The organism is Luminiphilus sp. nBUS_07 (assembly GCF_051201685.1).
Taxonomy (GTDB): Bacteria; Pseudomonadota; Gammaproteobacteria; order Pseudomonadales; family Halieaceae; genus Luminiphilus.
Window position 1 is genome coordinate 114,245 of sequence record NZ_CP179213.1, and the last position, 18,871, is coordinate 133,115.

Consider the following 18,871-nt stretch of genomic DNA (forward strand, 5'->3'; position numbering starts at 1 on the left):
ACGTAAGCTGCAGCGAGTATGGACGCTCTATTTGAGAAGTTCTTCGGTACTCGCTGCTTACTGAGGCTTTGAGTTGCTAAAGGATACTAGCGCCTCGCTTCAGTAAATATCGGCGTTTTGGTGGGCCCTGTGCTTAAGCCCATCGTTGGTGCAATGCGGCATCATCGTCGAAGCGCGATGCCGCTCGTTTTTTATCTATGGGCCTTCAATGATTGCTGCCGCAACTTTGGCTGGGTTTAACGGCAAATCCATTACTCTGATATTGCCAGAATCAAACACTGCCTGTGCTACAGCCGGCATGGGCGGCACGATGGGAACCTCACCCACCCCTTTCACACCATAGGGGTGCAATGGATTTGGGACTTCAACAATCACCGTATCGATGAAAGGGAGGTCTGAGGCAACGGGAATGCGGTAATCGAGAAAGCCTGCATTTTCCAATACGCCTTGATCGTTATAAACGTATTCTTCATTGAGTGCCCAGCCAATGCCTTGTGCTGCACCTCCTTGCATTTGGCCTTCGACATAGGTTGGGTGAATGGCCTTACCGGCATCTTGAATAACGGTATATCGGGTAATGGTGGTACGGCCCGTTTCTTTGTCGACTTCGGCATCGCAGATGTGTACGCCAAAGCCGGGTGAGGCACTGGTCGAATTGAGGGAGCTTGATACCGTAAGCGGCCCGCCCATGGCGCTGGCGCGGCTCGCAAGGTCTTTGAAGCTTAAAGATTGCTCACCATGATGCGCAGCACCATCTGACCACATGACTTCGTCTTCTGGCACATCCCACTCAAGGGCAACCCGACGGCACAACTCTGCCACCAGTTCATCTGCAGCTTGAATTACCGCCTGGCCTGTGGCCAGTGTTGTACGACTACCGCCAGTGGCATCGCAGTGCCCCACGGCATCGGTTGCGACAACCTGAGGGTAGATGGATTCAATAGGAATACCCAGCACCTCAGCGCCCATGATTGCCATGGAGGCTCGGGACCCGCCAATATCTGGGCTGCCCGTGAGAAGCGATACACTGCCATCGGGACTGACGTTAAGCGTGGCACTCGATTGCATGCCGGCGTTAATCCAGTACCCTGCTGCAATCCCTCGACCCGCGCCGTCTGCAACAGACGATTGGTAGTGCGGGTGGCTGCGTGCCGCCTTCAGGCATTCACGAAGGCCGATGCGTTTGTAGGGGGCGCCCATCATATTGACGTCGCCTTCTTCTACTGCGTTGTTGAGACGAAATTCTAGGGGGTCGATTTTCAGCTCAGCGGCCACTTCATTCATCACTAATTCAAAGGCCAAAGTGACCTGAGGCATGCTGGGTGCTCGATAGGCATGTATTTTTGGTTTGTTGGTATACACCGAACGGCCCGAAGAGCGCGCATCAGTTAATTTATAACAGGCGGTCGCCATAAAGGCAGGAATGCCTGCGGGGTTACCGTTGTAGGCTCCAGAATCCATGAGGCAATCGACATCGGCCGCTACGAGTCGACCGTCCTTGGTAGCACCGAGCTTAACTCGGGTTTCGGCACCGGGTGCCGGGCCAGTTGCACGGAATACATCGCCACGATCCATAACCATTTTTACCGGCCGCCCAGACTTGTTAGCCAGTAAAACCGCAATGGGCTCTAGATAAACGGTGGTTTTACCGCCAAAGCCACCGCCAATTTCCGAGGGTGTTACGCGGATCTTGCCAAGGCCAATACCCGTAACCCCTGCGGTGTATTGCCGCACGTTAAAGTGCCCTTGCGTAGAGCACCAAAGCTCCACGCGTTCTGCCGCATCTACCCTGGCAACGCAGGCATGGGGTTCAATGTAGCCTTGGTGACACATGGGTACTGAATAGGTGCGCTCGACGATCACATCAGCCTGCTCGAAAGCGGCGTCGGGTTCGCCGACCTGCATCGTAATGTGTGCCGCCAGATTAGTGGGTTCTTTGGGCTTGCCATCGGGAAATCGGTCGCTGTGCAAAATAGGCGCGTCGTCGGCGAGGGCATCGCGACAATTTGTAACAACGGGTAGCACCTCATAGGTAACTTCAATGGCTGCTGCCGCTTCGGCTGCCAGAGCAGTTGTTGTCGCTGCAACAGCAGCAACCGCTTGGGCGTGAAACAAGACCTTCCCTTGGGACATCACCATGGGAATCAAGTCTTTCAGGGCGATGGCGCCTTCTCCACTGCCTAAAACGGTATTTCCAGGCTCGGCGAGGTCCTCTCCTGTCATGACCGCCAAGACACCCTCCATAGCGAGGGCCTTGCTGCAATCGATGCTTTTAATGTTGGCATGGGCATGGGGGCTGCGGAGGATGTGTCCGTAGATTTGACCCTGCATATTAAGGTCTGCACCATAGCGCGCCCGCCCGGTGACTTTGTCTAAGCCATCAGGGCGAATGGGCCGGGTGCCAACAATTTTGAACTCCTGCTTGGCATTCATGAGGCGGCTCCTTCGCGAATGGCTTCGGCAGCATCTAGCACTGCATGAATAATTTTGTCGTAGCCGGTGCAGCGACACAGATTGCCTGCCAACCAGTATCGGGCCTGTTCTTCGGTGGGATTCGGGTTGCTATCGAGCAACGCCTTGGCGGCGACGACAACACCAGGAGTGCAAACACCACACTGCAGCCCGCCATGCTCTAACAGTTTTTGTTGTACCGGGTGGAGCACTGCGCCGTCGGCAATGCCCTCAATGGTTTGTACCGACTGACCTTCAACTTCAGCAGCCAATACAAGGCAGGAACACACCAGTCGATCATTGACCAAGACAGAGCAGGCGCCGCAATCACCGGTGTTACAGCCAATCTTGGTGCCAATGAGTTCGAGCTCGTCCCGCAGCACGTCGGCTAGAACCTGCCCGGGAGCGGCCAAGAACATTTTGGGCTCACCGTTAATGACGGCCTGTATAGGAAGTTTGTTTAGTGGTGTACTCATGCCGCTTCTCCCGCGTTAATTCGTGCCTGAGCGCGTTGAATAGCCCTTTTGACGAGCACTCCCACAACGTGGGTGCGATATTGTGCACTGCCGCGTTTGTCTGAAATAGGACTTGCTGCGGCCCGGACTGCAGTAACGGCACTGTCAATCGCATCGTCCTCCAGCTTTGAACCAACTAATGCCTGTCCTGCGGCTTCAACGAGCAACGGCGTTGGGGCAACGGCGCCAATGGCAACCCGTGCTGCGGTACAGATACCTGCGGTATCTAGCGTTATTGAGACTCCAGTGCCCGCCACCGCAATATCCATTTCGGTTCTGGGGGTTAGTCTTAAATAGGCATCAGAAGTAGCCGGCATCGGCTTGGGTAATACGAGCTGTACCAGCAGTTCATCGCTCTTCAGCGCATTTTTACCCGGGCCTACAATGAAGTCTTCTACGGGTAAAAGTCGCTCACCCGAGCTACCTAAAATTCTGCAAACTGCACCGTTGGCAATAAGGGCTGGAATACTGTCTGCGGCGGGGGAGGCATTGCAAAGATTGCCCCCGGCGGAACAACGCCCTTGAATCTGAGTAGAGCCGATCAAATCCAAAGCATCTGCCAGCCCGGGGCACAGGCTACCGATCTCGCTGTTGTGCAAAATGTCGTAGGCGGAGGCCGCGGCACCGATGAGGATTGAATCTCCACTGACGTCTAATGCCATTAATTCTGGAATTTGTTTCAGATCAATAATGCGACTGGGGTCGCGCATTCCCAAGCGTATACCGACTAATAAATCGGTTCCCCCCGCCAGCCATGAGGCGCTGCTATCGTTGGCAAAAATACCTTGGGCCTCGGGCAGAGACTTCGGCGCGACAAATTCCTGAACAGCCATGCAAATTCCTTATGTCTTTGATCAACGAAGTCTACCAAGGATAACTTACCTAACTACTGGGTAAACCCTCCGTTTGCGCGTGCTGTATTTAGGGTGCGCTGAAGTAGGAGTTATTCTTAAACCAAGCATCGCTGCGCTGGTTTCACGCTTTAGCCAACAGGGTGGGGCCGGCTCTTCAGCGTTAAAAAGTGACTAAACATTTTTGAATTTATGGCATTAGCGTGGTTAGCGGTTATCGGCGCGCTTGAGATGTCAAAGATCAACCAGATGCTGATTTTTACGCTGTCGCGAGATTGCCGAACTCGAAGTTGAAGTGGCACAAGTAAAAAATTTAAATTTGTTTCAACATATGTTAAATAAATATCCTCTGAGAGAAGCTGACGGCGATTTAAGCCTCAACTTGAGTGGCCCAGCTTAGAGAAACCCACTTTAATCAACGGATTGGTTATCGTTTGAACATGTGCCATTTAAAAAAGTTACGCCCCATTTTTTTTGTATGCTTGCTATTGGGTATGCAGCCTGAGGCCCTTGCGGGCTGGGTCACTGTCGGTGACAGGGGAGTCATTCTTTACAGTGCCGATGGTGATACTTGGACCGCAGCCACCAGCAATACTTCACAAACGCTTCGCGGCGTCAGCTCCGATGTGAGTGGCCAGTGGGTTGCTGCCGGTAGCAAAGGGACGATTTCTACCAGTACCAATGCCCAAGAATGGACCGCAGCAGTCAGCGGAAACTCGGACCAATTGTGGAGCGCGGCTTATGCTGGAGGGCAATGGATTGTATCCGGAAACAACGGGCGCATTGTAACAAGCCCCAACGGTACTGATTGGACCTCAGTAAGCAGCGGCTACTCCTTCACAGTTTTGGACGCTGCCTACAATTCGACCAACCTCTTCACGCTGTCCGGCACTTCAACCGAAGGGGGCTTGATATTAACCAGTCCGGACAGCACGGATTGGACACAACATGCTCCCTCAACAAAGTTAAAGCAACTTTCCGGCATCGAATATGGCAATGGTTTATGGGTGGCGGTGGGAAATAAAGGGACAATTGCGACCAGCGACGATCCCCGAACAAAGACTTGGGCGAGCCGAACCAGCGGGGTCACCGATGATTTGAAAGATGTTGTATATAACGGCAGCAACCTGTTCGTGGTGGTGGGAAAAGGAGGGACGATCCTCACCAGCCTAGACACGATTACCTGGACGCAACGAGCGAGCACCACCACATATGACCTCTTTGGCGTGGCTTATGATGGAGTCCGTTATGTCGCTGTGGGTGACGAAGGTGTCATACTCACCAGTGGTGACGGTGTGACTTGGGCAGCCGCCACCAGCCCAACGACAAATTTTCGCCTCCTGTACGACGTGGCCGTTGGCAAACTACCTCAGGTAATTGATTTCAATGCACAAGAGCCGCTTTATCAGTCATTTGCTCTGTCAGGCTCCTATCCTCTAAACCCATATGCGACTGCATCCTCCGGTCTGCCCGTCACGTACACAGTGCTCTCCCCGGGGGTTTGTTCAGTTAGCGGTACGACAATAACCATGATTTCAGCCGGGGAATGTAAGATTGAAGCATCGCAATCCGGCGACAGTACCTATTATCCGGCTGAGCCAGTGACTCAGTCGATCCTACAGATTTCAGCCCTTGGACCTGGGGTTCGGACCAACCCGGGATTGGTGTTCGATCCTCAGGACTCAGAGGTGTTTGTGCCTGGTGGTGTTTTTGCACTGACGCCACCGGCGACTACGACTCAAACCTTTGTCGATCCACAGCCTGAGATTGTTTACGGCTCTGCGACCCCAGACGTTTGTTCTATCCCACTTAGAGGCAGTGTCAATGTCACCATGTTGGATGTGGGAACCTGCTCTATTACCGCGACGTCTATCCCCAATGAGTTTTATGAAGAGGGTGGGCCGCTGACGGCATCCATTGAGATTCTACCGCGCCCACAATCGATAACTTTTGCCGCGCAAGCGGCACAGTCTTTCATCCTTAACGGGACGTTTGCGCTTAGCCCCGTGGCTAGCGCGAGCTCAGGACTGGCTATCGACTATACGTCTGAGAGTGCAAATATTTGTAGTGTCACTGGCACTACTGTGACCATGCGGGCTGTGGGTGCTTGTTTAATTACGGCGGCTCAAGCCGGTGACCGTACCTGGGAGCCCGCGCTCTCGGTTAGCCAAACGATCGACGTGCAGCCTTCTCCCAAACAGGCACAGGTTATTGATTTCCCGGTGCAGAATCCGATATTCCAGGATGGTTTATTGGGCGCAACCTACGCCATTTCACCGTTGGCGGTGGCGTCATCGGGTCTGCCGGTATCCTATCGAGTGCTGTCACCGGGGGTTTGTAGTCTCAGTGGCACAACGTTAACCGTAGATGGCTTGGGAGCGTGTCAGATTGAGGCTTCACAAGCGGGGAATGATGATTATTCAGCGGCGGTGCCTGTTACCCAGTCGGTGCTTCACATTACAACGCCGGGTACCGGAGTTCTAACCAACCCGGGATTGGTGTTCGATCCTCAGGACTCAGAGGTGTTTGTGCCTGGTGGTGTTTTTGCACTGACGCCACCGGCGACTACGACTCAAACCTTTGTCGATCCACAGCCTGAGATTGTTTACGGCTCTGCGACCCCAGACGTTTGTTCTATCCCACTTAGAGGCAGTGTCAATGTCACCATGTTGGATGTGGGAACCTGCTCTATTACCGCGACGTCTATCCCCAATGAGTTTTATGAAGAGGGTGGGCCGCTGACGGCATCCATTGAGATTCTACCGCGCCCACAATCGATAACTTTTGCCGCGCAAGCGGCACAGTCTTTCATCCTTAACGGGACGTTTGCGCTTAGCCCCGTGGCTAGCGCGAGCTCAGGACTGGCTATCGACTATACGTCTGAGAGTGCAAATATTTGTAGTGTCACTGGCACTACTGTGACCATGCGGGCTGTGGGTGCTTGTTTAATTACGGCGGCTCAAGCCGGTGACCGTACCTGGGAGCCCGCGCTCTCGGTTAGCCAAACGATCGACGTGCAGCCTTCTCCCAAACAGGCACAGGTTATTGATTTCCCGGTGCAGAATCCGATATTCCAGGATGGTTTATTGGGCGCAACCTACGCCATTTCACCGTTGGCGGTGGCGTCATCGGGTCTGCCGGTATCCTATCGAGTGCTGTCACCGGGGGTTTGTAGTCTCAGTGGCACAACGTTAACCGTAGATGGCTTGGGAGCGTGTCAGATTGAGGCTTCACAAGCGGGGAATGATGATTATTCAGCGGCGGTGCCTGTTACCCAGTCGGTGCTTCACATTACAACGCCGGGTACCGGAGTTCGGACTAAACCCGGATTAGTCTTTGATCCTCAGGATTCAGAGCCTTTCATTGCTGGTGATACCTTCACTTTGACGCCTGCCGCATCGACAACGCAGACATTGGTAGATCCACAGCCAGTGATTGCCTATGCCTCGAGTACGCCCTCGGTCTGTACGATACCTTTGCTGAACAGCCTTGAGGTTACTATGCATTTGCCGGGAGATTGCACGATTGTGGCAGTCTCAGCGCCTAACAGTATTTACTTGGTTGGGGGGCCTATCGCCGCCACGATCGAGATTGTAGCCCCAGCTAGGCCCAAGCCGGTTCCCACTTTGCCGCCTATGTTTTTGGGGATTTTGATGCTTCTCATAATGGTTAGGGCGGGCTTTGGCTTCCAGAGGCGTTGAGTACAACGCCAAATGTGCTAAGGAAGGTTTTTGAGGCGCTTTGAAATTCAGCTTAAAGATCTTTTTTGAGCTTGGGGTAGAGGTAGTCGGCAGACAAACTGGCTTGAATATCTCCTAAGCCGTTTATATCGACACCATTGCGGTGACGCAGATTCGCTGCAAGCCGGCCGTAGTGTATGGGACGCCACTTTGCAGCGCCACGTAAAGCCGTAGTAGGCAGGTTGCTTGTTGCTTCAACGACGGGTCCATATTTGCCGATGTGTGTTTGTTGCAAACTATTGCTCTACAGATTCTTAGGTTCTGTAAGCGCGATCAATGTCCAACTTGGATTGGGGCATATGTTTTTAATCTGCGATGACCAAAACAGGCTTCCCAACCCAATTAATTTCTGTGTGACCTCTGTGGTATAGCCCGAGCTGTCCAGTTATGAATGGGGTTTTAGCCGTCGCACTAGAGCAATAGGCGTTACATGACGAGAGTTTAGGGTAGGTGTTGCACCCTCTGATCCGAAAAGCTTTTGAAATCGTAACGGGTTCATGAAGAAGACACTTGTAATGTTATTTGTAGGCTTAGCGGTGCTATCGGTGGGTGCCTCCGCAACCCCGGCCAGCATTTTTATCGAACTACTGAAGCAGCTTCAAATCCAGCGTACTGACGCTGCGGAGCAGGCGCCTATACAACCAACCGTCGATTTAAGCGTTGACCGCTCCGTGATTAATTCTGGGGAGGCTTTCATCCTCACATGGTCGTCTTCAGGATTAACGTCTTGCGAGGCACAAGGTGGGTGGACAGGAGGTCTTGAAATTGCTGGCTCCTTGAGACTTCAGTCATATGGTATTGGAGAGCGCACTTTCTCCGTTCAATGCACTGGCGATGGCGGTGACGTTTCGTCAGAACCGATTACCGTGCGCTTTATGATTAGCCCGAAGCAGCGCAGTAACCAAGCAGCAATCGCAGCAATGATGTCTGCATTTTAAATAAAAAGGCGAGCTTCTCGTGTATAGACTCGTAATTATTTTTGCACTACTTCATGCCAATTTTGCGGCGAGTGCCGTTCCAGTGTTGCCTCTACCTGCTGGCAGTTGCTCTGGCTTGATTCCGCTTGATTCCCCTCAAGTCGCCGGAGACGGGGGTGGAGCAGCAAACATATCGCTGGTTCTAGACTTCGATGATCAAAGCGCCCACGGAGCCATAATCTATTTTTCAACAGAGGGCCCAGATGATGACAGGCTGGTGGCACAGTGGTCATTAGATCAAGATGGCTCTGGCATAACTATCGATCTTGTTAGAGACCAATTAGTTCCCGCATCATTTATTGTGTCACTGACAATAGACCTAAATCCTGGCGATAGTGATGAGCGTGACCTAGAGGGTCTTCAGCCAACCGGTAACGAGTATGTACCGCTCAACGTTGTATTGAGGCTTCTGCCCACTAGTGGGGGGGTGAACTATATTATCCAAGGTGTAAGCACCCCCATACACGGTTTTTGTAACGTTCTTTGACAGTTGATCGCCACTCTTCCTTCCCCTTAGGAAGCCCAATTTACGATACATTTGCATCACTCCTGAAAGACTTCTGACAGAAGTCTAGCAATCCAAATTAAAACGCTATCGTTTGTGTGGGCTACAGTTGGAAAAGTGGTGCCCAGGGACGGAATCGAACCGCCGACACGGGGATTTTCAATCCCCTGCTCTACCGACTGAGCTACCTGGGCAATGTAGTGTTGGGCAACTACGGAGGCCGCGTATTAAACCTGTGGAGAGCACGAAGGTCAAGACAGATTCGCAGAGCCTTCGATCATGGGCTCTGGCTGTCCCGACTTTGCCCCCTCTTCATCGTAGCGGTGGTCAGAAGCTAATACCGCATAAATGGCGGGAAGCAGCACAAGGGTAAAAAAGGTGCCGATCAGCATGCCTACCACCAAAATAAAACCGATGCTGTTTCGGGCTTCTGCGCCAGCACCAGTAACTAAGGTCAGCGGCAAGTGTCCCAACACCGTCGCACCCGTTGTCATCAGCACCGGACGCAATCTGCCCACTGAAGCGGCACGGATCGCAGCGATTTTGTCGAGCCCTTCACGTTGGGCTTGATTGGCGAATTCAACAATCAGGATCGCGTTTTTTGCGACTAGACCAGCGAGGGTAATGAGTCCCACCTGGGAGTAAATATTGACCGTGGTGAGGTTGACGAAGGTAATAGACAGTGCGGCAAAGAGCGCGAGTGGAATTGAGCCCAGTAAAATAATGAGTGGATCGCGGAAGCTGTTGAACTGAATAGCTAAAACGAAAAATACCAGTGCCATGGCCGCTAATAGAACACCCAATAGCGTGTTGCCTTCACTGCGCAGCTCTCTTGATTCGCCGGTGTAGTCGAGAATGTAGTTGCTCGGTAATATTTCTGCAGCTTTCTTCTCGATAAAGCTGAGGCCCTGTTCTTTGGTGGTTCCAGGAATCACGCCACCAAAAATTTTGAAGGCATTTTTTTGCTGGAAGCGCGTTAACGCTCTCGGCGAGGTCGTGCGCTCCAAGGTCGCGATAGCACCGAGAGGAATAAGCTCTCCCGTTAACGTGCGAATGGGAAAGTCTAAAATGGCATCTGGAGAATCTCGCTCTGACTGGGCAACTTTGGGTATGACACGATAGGCTCTGCCGCGGTCATCGTATCGGGTAATGTAGGCCTCTGAATTCAGCAGTCCAACTTGCCGTGCAACATCATCAAGACTCATATTTAGATCGGCTAGCCGCTGCTTGTTGAAGTTTATGCGAGCTTCAACCAGATCGACCCGTAGATCGGTATCTGCGAATAAAAACAGCCCTGACTCTTTGGCAGCACGCACCAAAGCCTGAGCATAGGGCAGCATGGTCTGGGCATCATCTGAACTGGCAATAGCCACCTCAACATCAAATTGTCCTGGTGAGGGTAGATCTGAATCAGCGACCGGGAAAACACTGAGAGAGGGGATTTCCTGAAGCGCGCCATACATGGAAAAAAGCATGTCTTGAATCGATTGGCTGCGGTCCCCAGGATCCGTGAAATCCTGACCGCCATAACTGGCTGAAGGCATGATCATTTGCCAGATTTCGGTTGCTCCTTCAAAGGAGCCCATGGTCTTTACCGCCTGATTCATACCCTGATATGTATCTTCAATGGCGGCTTCCGGTGCGGCGTCTGCAATGACCGTGACGCCGCTTTGGTCCTCCACGGGTGCGAGCTCCTTGAGTGACAGGAGGTAAAGCGGCCCAGTGAGAAGGCTAAAAAAAATGCCCGTGAAAATTAGCTGCCAGCGGAAGCGAATTGAAAAATCGACGATGCGTGCGTAGCGGTTGGCAGTGATATCAAAACGACGATTAACCCAACGTGTCGTTCTTGTTTCTTCGCCGTGAGAGGGGCAGACCCAGGCGCTCATAATTGGAGAGAGCGTGAGTGCCACCAGGCCTGAAATTAAAACTGCGATGGCTAGGGTGAAAGCAAACTCTTTAAAAAGAACACCGGTAAGACCGCTGAGAAGACCGATGGGCGCATATACCACCGCGAGTGTCAGGGTCATCGCAATAATGGGCGCTAGCAAGCGGCGTGAAGAACGCAATGCTGCCTCACGACGTGTCATGCCTTGCCTAAGATTGCGTGCCACATTCTCAACGACAACAATCGCATCGTCGACCACAAGCCCCACCGATAAAACGATGGCGAGTATGGTGAGCAAATTGAGTGAGAACCCCATGAGCGACATGGCGGCCATTGCCCCAAGCAATGAGATAGGAATGGTCAGCAGTGGGACGATTGCTGTGCGCAGTGACCCCATGAGCGCGACAACGACAAACCCGACAAGGAAGATTGTTTCCCCGAGGGTGATAAAAATTTCTTTTAACGAGGTTCTCATGTACCGCGTGACGTCGAAGGCGATAAAGAATTCGAGATCCTCCCGAAGAGTTTCGTTAATGGCATCGACCTCGGCGTATAACGCATCGGCGACAGCAATTTCATTAGCGCCCGGTGCGGGATAAATGCCGATGAAAACAACATCGAGCATCGTGTGGCGCGAAAGCTGAGTTTGTTCCTCTGACCCTGCAATGACCTGAGCGATATCCCCAAGGCGAATATCTACATTTCCGTCTGCCCGAAGCAAAATATTGGCGAAGTCCTCGGGAGTTTTGGCTTCTGTGTTGGTCACTAGGTTTATGCGCTGTACGCTATTTTGAGAGCGTCCCAAGGTGCTAATGACGTTATTTTGGCGCAACGCATTTTGGATGTCGCCGGTGCTTACATCTAAGGCTGCCATCCTTGCGGTATCGACCCAAATGCGCATAGCGGGTCGGATGCCCGAGTTGATCGCATTCTGAACATTGGGTAGTGACGTCAGTCGAGGCAATACATCGCGTTGCATGAGGTCGGTAATGCTTGAGCTAGTTTCCCCCTCAGGTATCGACATCGCTAGATAAAAACTCGCATAGGGGCTGTCAGCCCGGACGATTTCTATGGCGGGATCTTCAGCGCCCTCGGGCAGTTCGAACCGGATTTGGCTGAGTCGCGTGTTGAGCTCTGCCAGCGCGTCAGTGCTGTCTTCGTTGAGTTTTAGCCAAACTTTAACCAGGCTGCGGCCCGCTGTTGTTGTCGATTCAACATAGTTAACGCCAGGGATGCTGGAGGCCACTCGTTCAATCGGTTCAGTGATAAATCCACGGACTGTTTCAGCACTGGAGCCCGAGTAAAACGTATTAATTTCTAGGGAGGCGCTCTCAATAACCGGGTACTGAATCACAGGTAACGTCGTGGCAGCCCGGACCCCTATTAGAAGCATTGCCAAAGACAGCACAACAGACACTACGGGCCTGCGAACGAAAATATCGGTCCACCGTGCTCTGCTTTCTGGGTGCTCAGTCATTGGCCAGTGCTCACACTGGCCAATTTAGCGAGGCTGCCATCACTTAGCTTAAAGGCACCTTTGACGGCAATTTGATCGCCTATCTGCAGATCACCCTGAGCCATGACGGTGCCGCGTCGCTCACCGATAACGGTGATACGCCGGAGTTGAGCTTCGAGGGGAACATAGGCGTCGGGTTCACCCGCCGTTAAAACGAAAACGTGAGGCCCCTCGGTATCCCAGCGCACCGCGGGCGCAGGCAATGTAAAAACAACTTCAGGTTGCCGGGTTCTGACTTCTATCAGTACGAGTTCGCCGTGGCGAAGTTGTGCGTTGACGACTTCGGCCCGCACATCAAAGGCGCGTAGCCCGGTGCTTAATGCATCTGCGACGGCAGTGATTTTGGCTTCGCCAATCATTTCTTTATCTAAGGACAGCAATCTGACGGTATCGCCTACCGCGACTCGAGCAACGCCCTGAGGTATTTTGAAGTCGATCCAGCGTGTCTCACCCATACCGTTCAGTGTCGTGAGCCGGTCTCCAGCCTGCATGAGATCCCCCAAAGACTGGGTGTAGATGCCGAGTTTCCCGGCAAAGGGTGCGCGCATGGAGAGCCGACTGATTTGGGCCTCGGTTGCCGCTATCTGTGCTTTGAGACTCAAGTCACGGGCTTCTAGGGTATCGAGTTGGTCTTGTGAGGCCATCCCTTCATTTCTGAGTTGCCGGGTGCGCTTCAGCTGTAGCTTCACAAGATTGAGGTCTGCGCTCAAAGCTTCCTGCTGTGCTCGCAGGTCCTCATCAAATAGCTGCACAATCACGTCGTCTTTCGCAACAATCGCACCGGCGGGCGCGCCCAGTGTGACAATGCGTCCAGTAGCCTCTGCGGTTAGTTCGACGAATTCTGGGGCCCTCACTGTACCGGTAAGGCGCCGGACTGCAGTCCACTCTTGCTGTTGTGCTGAGGTAGAAGTCACCACGGAATAAGGCGGCGGAAAGCTGGCGGCCATGGCCATAGCGTTGGTGACTTGCCGATACTTGAAGCCAGCGAGACCGCCGGTGACCAAAAGGCAAACAAGCAAAGTAATGAGCCACGAAATTATGCGCATGGGTAGATCCGAAGTTGAGCTGTCAGGTAAAAGTCACTCATAAAAGTGTTGGGTGCTGCTGACTGAAGTTCAGTCGTCTTGTTGGGGTACGAATCCCTCGGCACGATCGTAGTTTTCGCCTGAGAGATACTTGTCCATTTGGTCTTGCAGGTACTTACGCGCTTCAGGGTCCATCAGGCTCAATTGTTTTTCGTTGATCAGCATCGTTTGTTCGGCTTGCCATGCTTGCCAAGCTTTTTTTGACACTTCCTCGAAAATTTTCTGTCCTTTGGGGCCCGGCAGTGGCGGCCGCTCAAGGCCCTCCAATTCCTCGCCAAAATGTTTGCAAAAAACCATTCTCGCCATGGTGGGGCTCCCTAAGTGCTTAATATTAGTTATGAGTGGGGTTTCTGATGCAGTATCAAAGTACTTAAAACTTGGGTGACTGGGGCCGGTAAACCAATATTGTTTGGCGCCCGCGGATCAATCCACTGAGTGCAGTTTACCTCAGCCACTCCTTCGGGTGCGCGGTTAATCTTGAGCAGGATGGGGCGTATGGTTAGCCGGTAGTGACTGAAGCTGTGTTTGATGGGGTCAAGGTTTATGCCTGCATCCCCAGCTAGGGTTCTCAAGATAGCAAGGTTGGCCGGTAACTCGTCGCTGCTGTGAGTTTCGGGAAAACACCACAGCCCTCCCCAGATACCTTGTTGGGGTCTCTTTTCCATTAGCACAGAGCCATCTGGCTGTTGAAAGATGACAAAGTAAGTTTCACGTTCAGGTAAGGTTTTCCGAGGTTTCTTCCCGGGGAAATGTCCTTGTTCAGAACGACTGCGTGCCTGGCAGGTATCGGTGAGGGGGCAGTCTTGGCACCGAGGTGTACCGCGAGTGCATAACGTTGCGCCTAAATCCATAATCCCCTGAGTGTAGTCCGCCACACGTTCGGTGGGGGTGTATTCTTCGGCGAGCGCCCAAAGCTTATTCAGCGTTTTTGTGCTGCCCGGCCACCCCGATACAACATTGTGTCTTGCCAATACCCGTTTGACGTTGCCATCGAGGATCGGTGCTCGAATGCCCATGGCAAGACTGAGTATCGCTCCAGCTGTCGATCGCCCAACTCCAGGAAGTTTGAGTAAGCCCTCTAGGTCCTGAGGGAATTGTCCCTGAAAATCGCTGACGACAAGTTTGGCTGCGCGGTGCAGGTTGCGCGCTCTGGCGTAGTACCCTAACCCTGTCCACAGGTGTAACACGTCATCCTCGGGGGCTTCTGCAAGATCCTCCACTGACGGGAACCGTACAAGAAACCTTTCGAAGTAGGGAATAACGGTTTGCACTTGGGTTTGTTGCAGCATGATTTCTGACAGCCACACCCGATAGGCGGTTTTAGAGGCCTGCCAGGGCAAATCATGGCGCCCGTGAAGGTCAAACCAGTTTAGAAGTCTTGAGGAAAAAGAGGTCATGGTTGGCATCGGCTCACCGTTAAGCTCGGCAATTGATCACATGTACGGCGAGCGCTTCTCAGATACAATGACCGCCATTGTAGCGCGCCAAACGCGCAACAGCCCAAATGGCATCTATTTCCCAGGAGCACAGGTCATGGCTACGGTAACGACGCCTCGAAGCGCTAGTGTCGAGCGAACAACCTTGGAGACGAGCATTAGTGTTGATCTCTGCCTCGACGGTTCAGGGCAGGCGGAATTTGATACTGGCGTTCCCTTTCTCGAGCACATGTTGGATCAGATTGCCCGTCACGGCATGATCGATTTGAAAATCATAGCCAAAGGCGACCTGCACATTGATGGACACCACACGGTGGAGGATATTGGCATTACCCTTGGCCAAGCCTTCTACAAAGCGGTAGGTGAAAAGACGGGTTTAGCGCGCTATGGGCACGCTTATGTGCCTTTAGATGAGGCACTATCACGGGTCGTAGTCGATTTTTCGGGGCGCCCGGGGCTTGTCTGGGAGGTCCCTTTCACTCGGGGCATGATCGGGTCTTTTGACGTCGATCTCTTTGTGGAATTCTTTCAGGGCTTCGTCAACCACGCCTTGGTGACTTTGCACGTTGATAATTTAAAGGGCCACAACGCGCACCACCAAGCTGAAACGGTGTTTAAGGCCTTCGGCCGTGCAGTGCGTATGGCGCTTACCGCCGATCCGGCGATGGCGGGTATCACGCCTTCCACAAAAGGTACGCTCTGACGCCGTGACAAGTTATGTCGCTGTTATCGATTACGGAATGGGTAACTTGCATTCGGTTGCCTCTGCATTGGAGCATGCGGGAGCCCCCCGCGTTGTGGTCAGTCATGATCCCGACGTCATTGCTGGGGCCGAGCGCGTTGTTTTTCCGGGTGTCGGCGCTATTCAGGACTGCATGGCTGAAATTAAACGCTTGGGCTGCGACCGATTATTGAAGGCGGCGCTGGCGTCAGCGCATCAACCGGTTTTGGCGATTTGTGTTGGCATGCAAGCGTTGCTCGATCACTCGGAGGAGAATGGTGGTGTAGACACACTGGGCGTTATTCCGGGCCGAGTTAATTTCTTTGGCGCAGGTCTGCAGGATGAGCAGGGCCAGCGTCTAAAAGTACCTCACATGGGTTGGAATGAAGTGGTGCAAACCAAGCCTCACCCACTGTGGGCGGGCATAGAAGATGGAGCGCGCTTTTATTTTGTGCACAGTTATTGGGTTGAACCTCGCGACCCCTCGATAATGGTAGGCAGTTTCGACTATGGTGTGACGGGTTGCGCAGCCTTGGCTAGAGACAACCTCTTTGCCGTGCAGTTTCACCCTGAAAAAAGCCACTTGGCGGGGCTGCAGCTGCTCTCAAACTTTCTGACATGGGACGGAACATGCTCGTAATACCGGCTATAGACCTCAAAGATGGACAGTGTGTGCGCCTGCGCAAAGGCCTCATGGAGCAAAGCACGGTATTTTCTGATGACCCTGCGGGCATGGCCAAAATTTGGCGCGACAAAGGTGCGCAGCGACTGCATCTTGTTGATTTAAACGGCGCGTTTGAGGGGACGCCTGTCAATGATGACGCCGTTGTTGAGATTCTTGCCACTACGGGGGATATGCCGGTTCAAATCGGGGGCGGTATCCGTGACCTCGGGACAATCGAGCGTTATCTGGCTCTGGGCGTTGAGTCGATCATTATTGGCACTGCTGCTCTCAAAGACTCTGCCTTGGTTCGGGTTGCGTGCCGAGAATACCCCGGGCGGATAATGGTGGGTATTGATGCGAGAAATGGCTGGGTAGCGACCAATGGTTGGGCGGAAGTGTCCGATATTCAGGCCACAGAGCTTGCCAAGCGCTTTGAGCAGGCGGGTGTCAGCGCGATTATTTATACCGACATTGATCGAGATGGAATGATGCAAGGTGTCAATGTTGTGGCCACGTTAGAGATGGCCAAAGCCTCCTCTATTCCAGTTATTGCCTCTGGGGGGATTTCCCACCTCGACGATATCCGAATGCTTGCCCAATATGGGCGCCAGGGCATCATGGGGGCAATAACCGGGCGGGCTATTTATGAGGGAACTCTGGATCTGGAAGAAGCACAGGCTTGTGTTGCTGCAATGCAGAGCGTTGATTAATGCCTCTAGCGCGTCGCATTATTCCCTGCCTCGATGTTGATCAAGGCAGGGTTGTTAAGGGTGTTAATTTCGTAGGCATTAGGGATGCCGGTGATCCGGTTGAAATTGCTAGGCGCTACAACGAACAGGGTGCCGATGAGATAACCTTTCTCGATATTACTGCGAGTCACGAGCAGCGCGACACCACGGTACAAACCGTTGAGCGTATTGCTCGAGAGGTCTTCATTCCGCTCACTGTTGGGGGGGGTGTACGCGCCCTGAGTGATATTCGGGCGTTGCTCAATGCCGGCGCTGATAAAGTGAGTATTAATACAGCCGCCATTCATAATCCCGATCTTGTTGAGGCTGCGGCGGCACGGTTTGGTGCGCAGTGCATTGTGGTTGCGATGGACGTAAAGCGAGTGAGTAGCGATCTAGAGCACCCTCGTTACGAGTTGTTCACCCATGGCGGTCGTGAGCCGACGGGCATTGAGGCAGTAGCTTGGGCGCGAAAAATGGCAGCCAAGGGTGCGGGGGAAATTTTGCTAACTAGCATGGACCGCGATGGTACGCGTGATGGCTTTGAACTGACCATTACCCGTCAAATCAGCGACGCCGTAGATATCCCTCTGATTGCCTCAGGTGGCGTGGGCACGTTGGCCCATTTAGCAGATGGAATCACCGAGGGTGGAGCAGATGCTGTTTTGGCGGCCAGTATTTTTCACTTCGGAGAGTTTACGATTCCCGAGGCCAAGGATTATCTCGCCGCGCGAGGCATCGAGGTTCGTCGATGATTCTCGTGACAGCGCGCGATTTGTGACGCGCTGACAACGGTCACATCTGCTGGTAATCGCGGCAGTGCTCGACTTAGTGCGGTCAGTGTTGCGGGGTGTGGGTGCCCTATTGCGATGGCATACCCCTCTACCAATGCCCGACGAACGGCTTCTTTTATTTGACGTTCCACCGCCGCCAGTTCTGGTTTGTTGTCAAGAAATACGGTTCTGGAGGCGCTGGGAACACCTTGGGCTTTGGCCGCATCTCTAGCGACGGTTTCCGCGGTGGTTCTTGAATCAATGAAGAACATATCCTGAGCTGCTAGTTCTGACATTAGCGCATCCATCGCGCGACGATTGGTGGTCAGTGCGCTACCCATGTGATTGTTCATTCCGGCAGCGCCGGGTACCGACTGCAGGGCCTCTCTTACCCGCTGACTGATGTCTGCAACTGGTAGCTGTCTGTCCAAAACAAGAGGGTCTGACACTTGGGTACGTACCGCAGCCATCGGCATATGCAGCATGACCTCTTTGCCGCGTTTTGCTCCCAGATCCGCGACTTCCATGGCGTAAGGTGTTCCCGGAATGACAGACATTGTTAAGGGAGCGGGTATCGCCGCTGCTACTTGAGCTGTATCGAGGTTGTAGCCCAGATCGTCAATGATGACTGCAAGATTGCCGTGGCGATGCAGGGGGCAGGTTGCTGCCTCTAGCCACTGACTGGCTAAAGTTCCAAGTAGTAAAACCCCCACTAAGTGCAGCTTTACTGTAATGGCATCTACTCCATAGCTTGCAGAATGCGTGTGTTATTCCGACGTTTGCCGGGGTTTTGAGCGTTTTGGAACGTCAATTGACCCCCACATTTAGGGGTTTTATTATCCTAATACCCCAAGATATGCTGCTCATGTTTGGAATGCAACCGCCTCTTGGCGATAAGAACCTGTGTAAAACCTGTTCAATTGACGTAAGTGGGCACTCACATTCCGACTGAAATATTATTTCCGGCTAGAGCGGCCTGAAAAACTCTGTGGATAGCTTTGATTTTTGGCAAGATTTTTCTGCC

Annotated in this window: 16 protein-coding genes and 1 tRNA gene; 7 read left to right on the plus strand and 10 right to left on the minus strand. The window is 52.9% G+C overall.

Annotation, left to right across the window (positions count from 1 at the left end; genetic code table 11):
- Positions 1-195: 195 nt before the first annotated feature.
- Genes ACMAZB_RS00560 through ACMAZB_RS00570 form a run of 3 tightly spaced genes read right to left on the minus strand, consistent with a single transcriptional unit; the run spans position 196 to position 3,799 of the window.
- A complete protein-coding gene (locus ACMAZB_RS00560) occupies positions 196-2,433 on the minus strand; it encodes a xanthine dehydrogenase family protein molybdopterin-binding subunit (RefSeq protein ID WP_435218673.1) in 2,238 nt (745 codons plus the stop codon).
- A complete protein-coding gene (locus tag ACMAZB_RS00565; RefSeq protein ID WP_435218674.1) occupies positions 2,430-2,927 on the minus strand; it encodes a (2Fe-2S)-binding protein in 498 nt (165 codons plus the stop codon). Before ACMAZB_RS00565 ends, ACMAZB_RS00560 begins: the two co-directional genes overlap by 4 nt.
- Positions 2,924-3,799, minus strand: a complete 876-nt coding sequence (locus ACMAZB_RS00570; RefSeq protein ID WP_435218676.1) for an FAD binding domain-containing protein — start codon at positions 3,797-3,799, stop codon at positions 2,924-2,926. The genes ACMAZB_RS00565 and ACMAZB_RS00570 overlap by 4 nt, the downstream gene beginning before the upstream one ends.
- A gap of 458 nt (positions 3,800-4,257) precedes the next feature.
- On the opposite strand from ACMAZB_RS00570, the gene ACMAZB_RS00575 reads away from it, so the two are divergent.
- On the plus strand, positions 4,258-7,518 hold the full coding sequence (locus ACMAZB_RS00575; protein ID WP_435218678.1) for a WD40/YVTN/BNR-like repeat-containing protein: 3,261 nt from the start codon (positions 4,258-4,260) through the stop codon (positions 7,516-7,518).
- Between the two features lie 52 nt (positions 7,519-7,570).
- Here ACMAZB_RS00575 and ACMAZB_RS00580 read toward each other — a convergent pair whose 3' ends face one another.
- Complete coding sequence (locus ACMAZB_RS00580; RefSeq protein WP_435218680.1) at positions 7,571-7,792, minus strand: hypothetical protein; 222 nt, start codon at positions 7,790-7,792, stop codon at positions 7,571-7,573.
- A gap of 262 nt (positions 7,793-8,054) precedes the next feature.
- Here ACMAZB_RS00580 and ACMAZB_RS00585 point away from each other — a divergent pair, with 262 nt between their 5' ends.
- On the plus strand, positions 8,055-8,495 hold the full coding sequence (locus tag ACMAZB_RS00585) for a hypothetical protein (protein ID WP_435218682.1): 441 nt from the start codon (positions 8,055-8,057) through the stop codon (positions 8,493-8,495).
- Positions 8,496-8,514: 19 nt separating this feature from the next.
- Complete coding sequence (locus ACMAZB_RS00590) at positions 8,515-9,021, plus strand: hypothetical protein (RefSeq protein ID WP_435218683.1); 507 nt, start codon at positions 8,515-8,517, stop codon at positions 9,019-9,021.
- A 136-nt stretch (positions 9,022-9,157) separates the two neighbouring features.
- On the opposite strand, the gene ACMAZB_RS00595 is transcribed toward ACMAZB_RS00590, so the two are convergent.
- The 5 genes from ACMAZB_RS00595 to mutY form a co-directional block, all read right to left on the minus strand.
- A tRNA-Phe gene (locus tag ACMAZB_RS00595) sits at positions 9,158-9,233 on the minus strand.
- A 57-nt stretch (positions 9,234-9,290) separates the two neighbouring features.
- Entirely contained in the window at positions 9,291-12,401 is a 3,111-nt protein-coding gene (locus ACMAZB_RS00600) for an efflux RND transporter permease subunit (RefSeq protein WP_435218685.1), read from the minus strand.
- The gene (locus ACMAZB_RS00605; RefSeq protein WP_435218687.1) at positions 12,398-13,486 is read right to left on the minus strand and encodes an efflux RND transporter periplasmic adaptor subunit; all 1,089 of its coding nucleotides are present in this window, start codon (positions 13,484-13,486) and stop codon (positions 12,398-12,400) included. The genes ACMAZB_RS00600 and ACMAZB_RS00605 overlap by 4 nt, the downstream gene beginning before the upstream one ends.
- Before the next feature lie 69 nt (positions 13,487-13,555).
- Positions 13,556-13,831 carry an oxidative damage protection protein gene (locus tag ACMAZB_RS00610; protein WP_435218688.1) on the minus strand — a complete coding sequence of 92 codons (276 nt, stop codon included), beginning with the start codon at positions 13,829-13,831 and terminating at the stop codon, positions 13,556-13,558.
- A 29-nt stretch (positions 13,832-13,860) separates the two neighbouring features.
- Entirely contained in the window at positions 13,861-14,931 is a 1,071-nt protein-coding gene (gene mutY, locus ACMAZB_RS00615; protein WP_435218690.1) for an A/G-specific adenine glycosylase, read from the minus strand.
- Between the two features lie 127 nt (positions 14,932-15,058).
- Between mutY and hisB the strand changes: the two genes are divergently transcribed.
- From hisB to hisF, 4 genes are read left to right on the plus strand one after another with little or no spacing between them, the layout of a single operon-like run.
- Positions 15,059-15,664: an imidazoleglycerol-phosphate dehydratase HisB gene (gene hisB, locus ACMAZB_RS00620; RefSeq protein ID WP_435220102.1), complete on the plus strand. Its 606-nt coding sequence runs from the start codon at positions 15,059-15,061 to the stop codon at positions 15,662-15,664.
- A gap of 4 nt (positions 15,665-15,668) precedes the next feature.
- Positions 15,669-16,322: an imidazole glycerol phosphate synthase subunit HisH gene (gene hisH / locus ACMAZB_RS00625; RefSeq protein ID WP_435218692.1), complete on the plus strand. Its 654-nt coding sequence runs from the start codon at positions 15,669-15,671 to the stop codon at positions 16,320-16,322.
- Positions 16,313-17,056, plus strand: a complete 744-nt coding sequence (gene hisA, locus ACMAZB_RS00630; protein ID WP_435213548.1) for a 1-(5-phosphoribosyl)-5-[(5-phosphoribosylamino)methylideneamino]imidazole-4-carboxamide isomerase — start codon at positions 16,313-16,315, stop codon at positions 17,054-17,056. Before hisH ends, hisA begins: the two co-directional genes overlap by 10 nt.
- On the plus strand, positions 17,056-17,829 hold the full coding sequence (gene hisF, locus ACMAZB_RS00635) for an imidazole glycerol phosphate synthase subunit HisF (RefSeq protein ID WP_435218694.1): 774 nt from the start codon (positions 17,056-17,058) through the stop codon (positions 17,827-17,829). The genes hisA and hisF overlap by 1 nt, the downstream gene beginning before the upstream one ends.
- On the opposite strand, the gene ACMAZB_RS00640 is transcribed toward hisF, so the two are convergent.
- The gene (locus tag ACMAZB_RS00640) at positions 17,793-18,560 is read right to left on the minus strand and encodes a divergent polysaccharide deacetylase family protein (protein WP_435218696.1); all 768 of its coding nucleotides are present in this window, start codon (positions 18,558-18,560) and stop codon (positions 17,793-17,795) included. The genes hisF and ACMAZB_RS00640 overlap by 37 nt on opposite strands.
- Between the last annotated feature and the right edge of the window lie 311 nt (positions 18,561-18,871).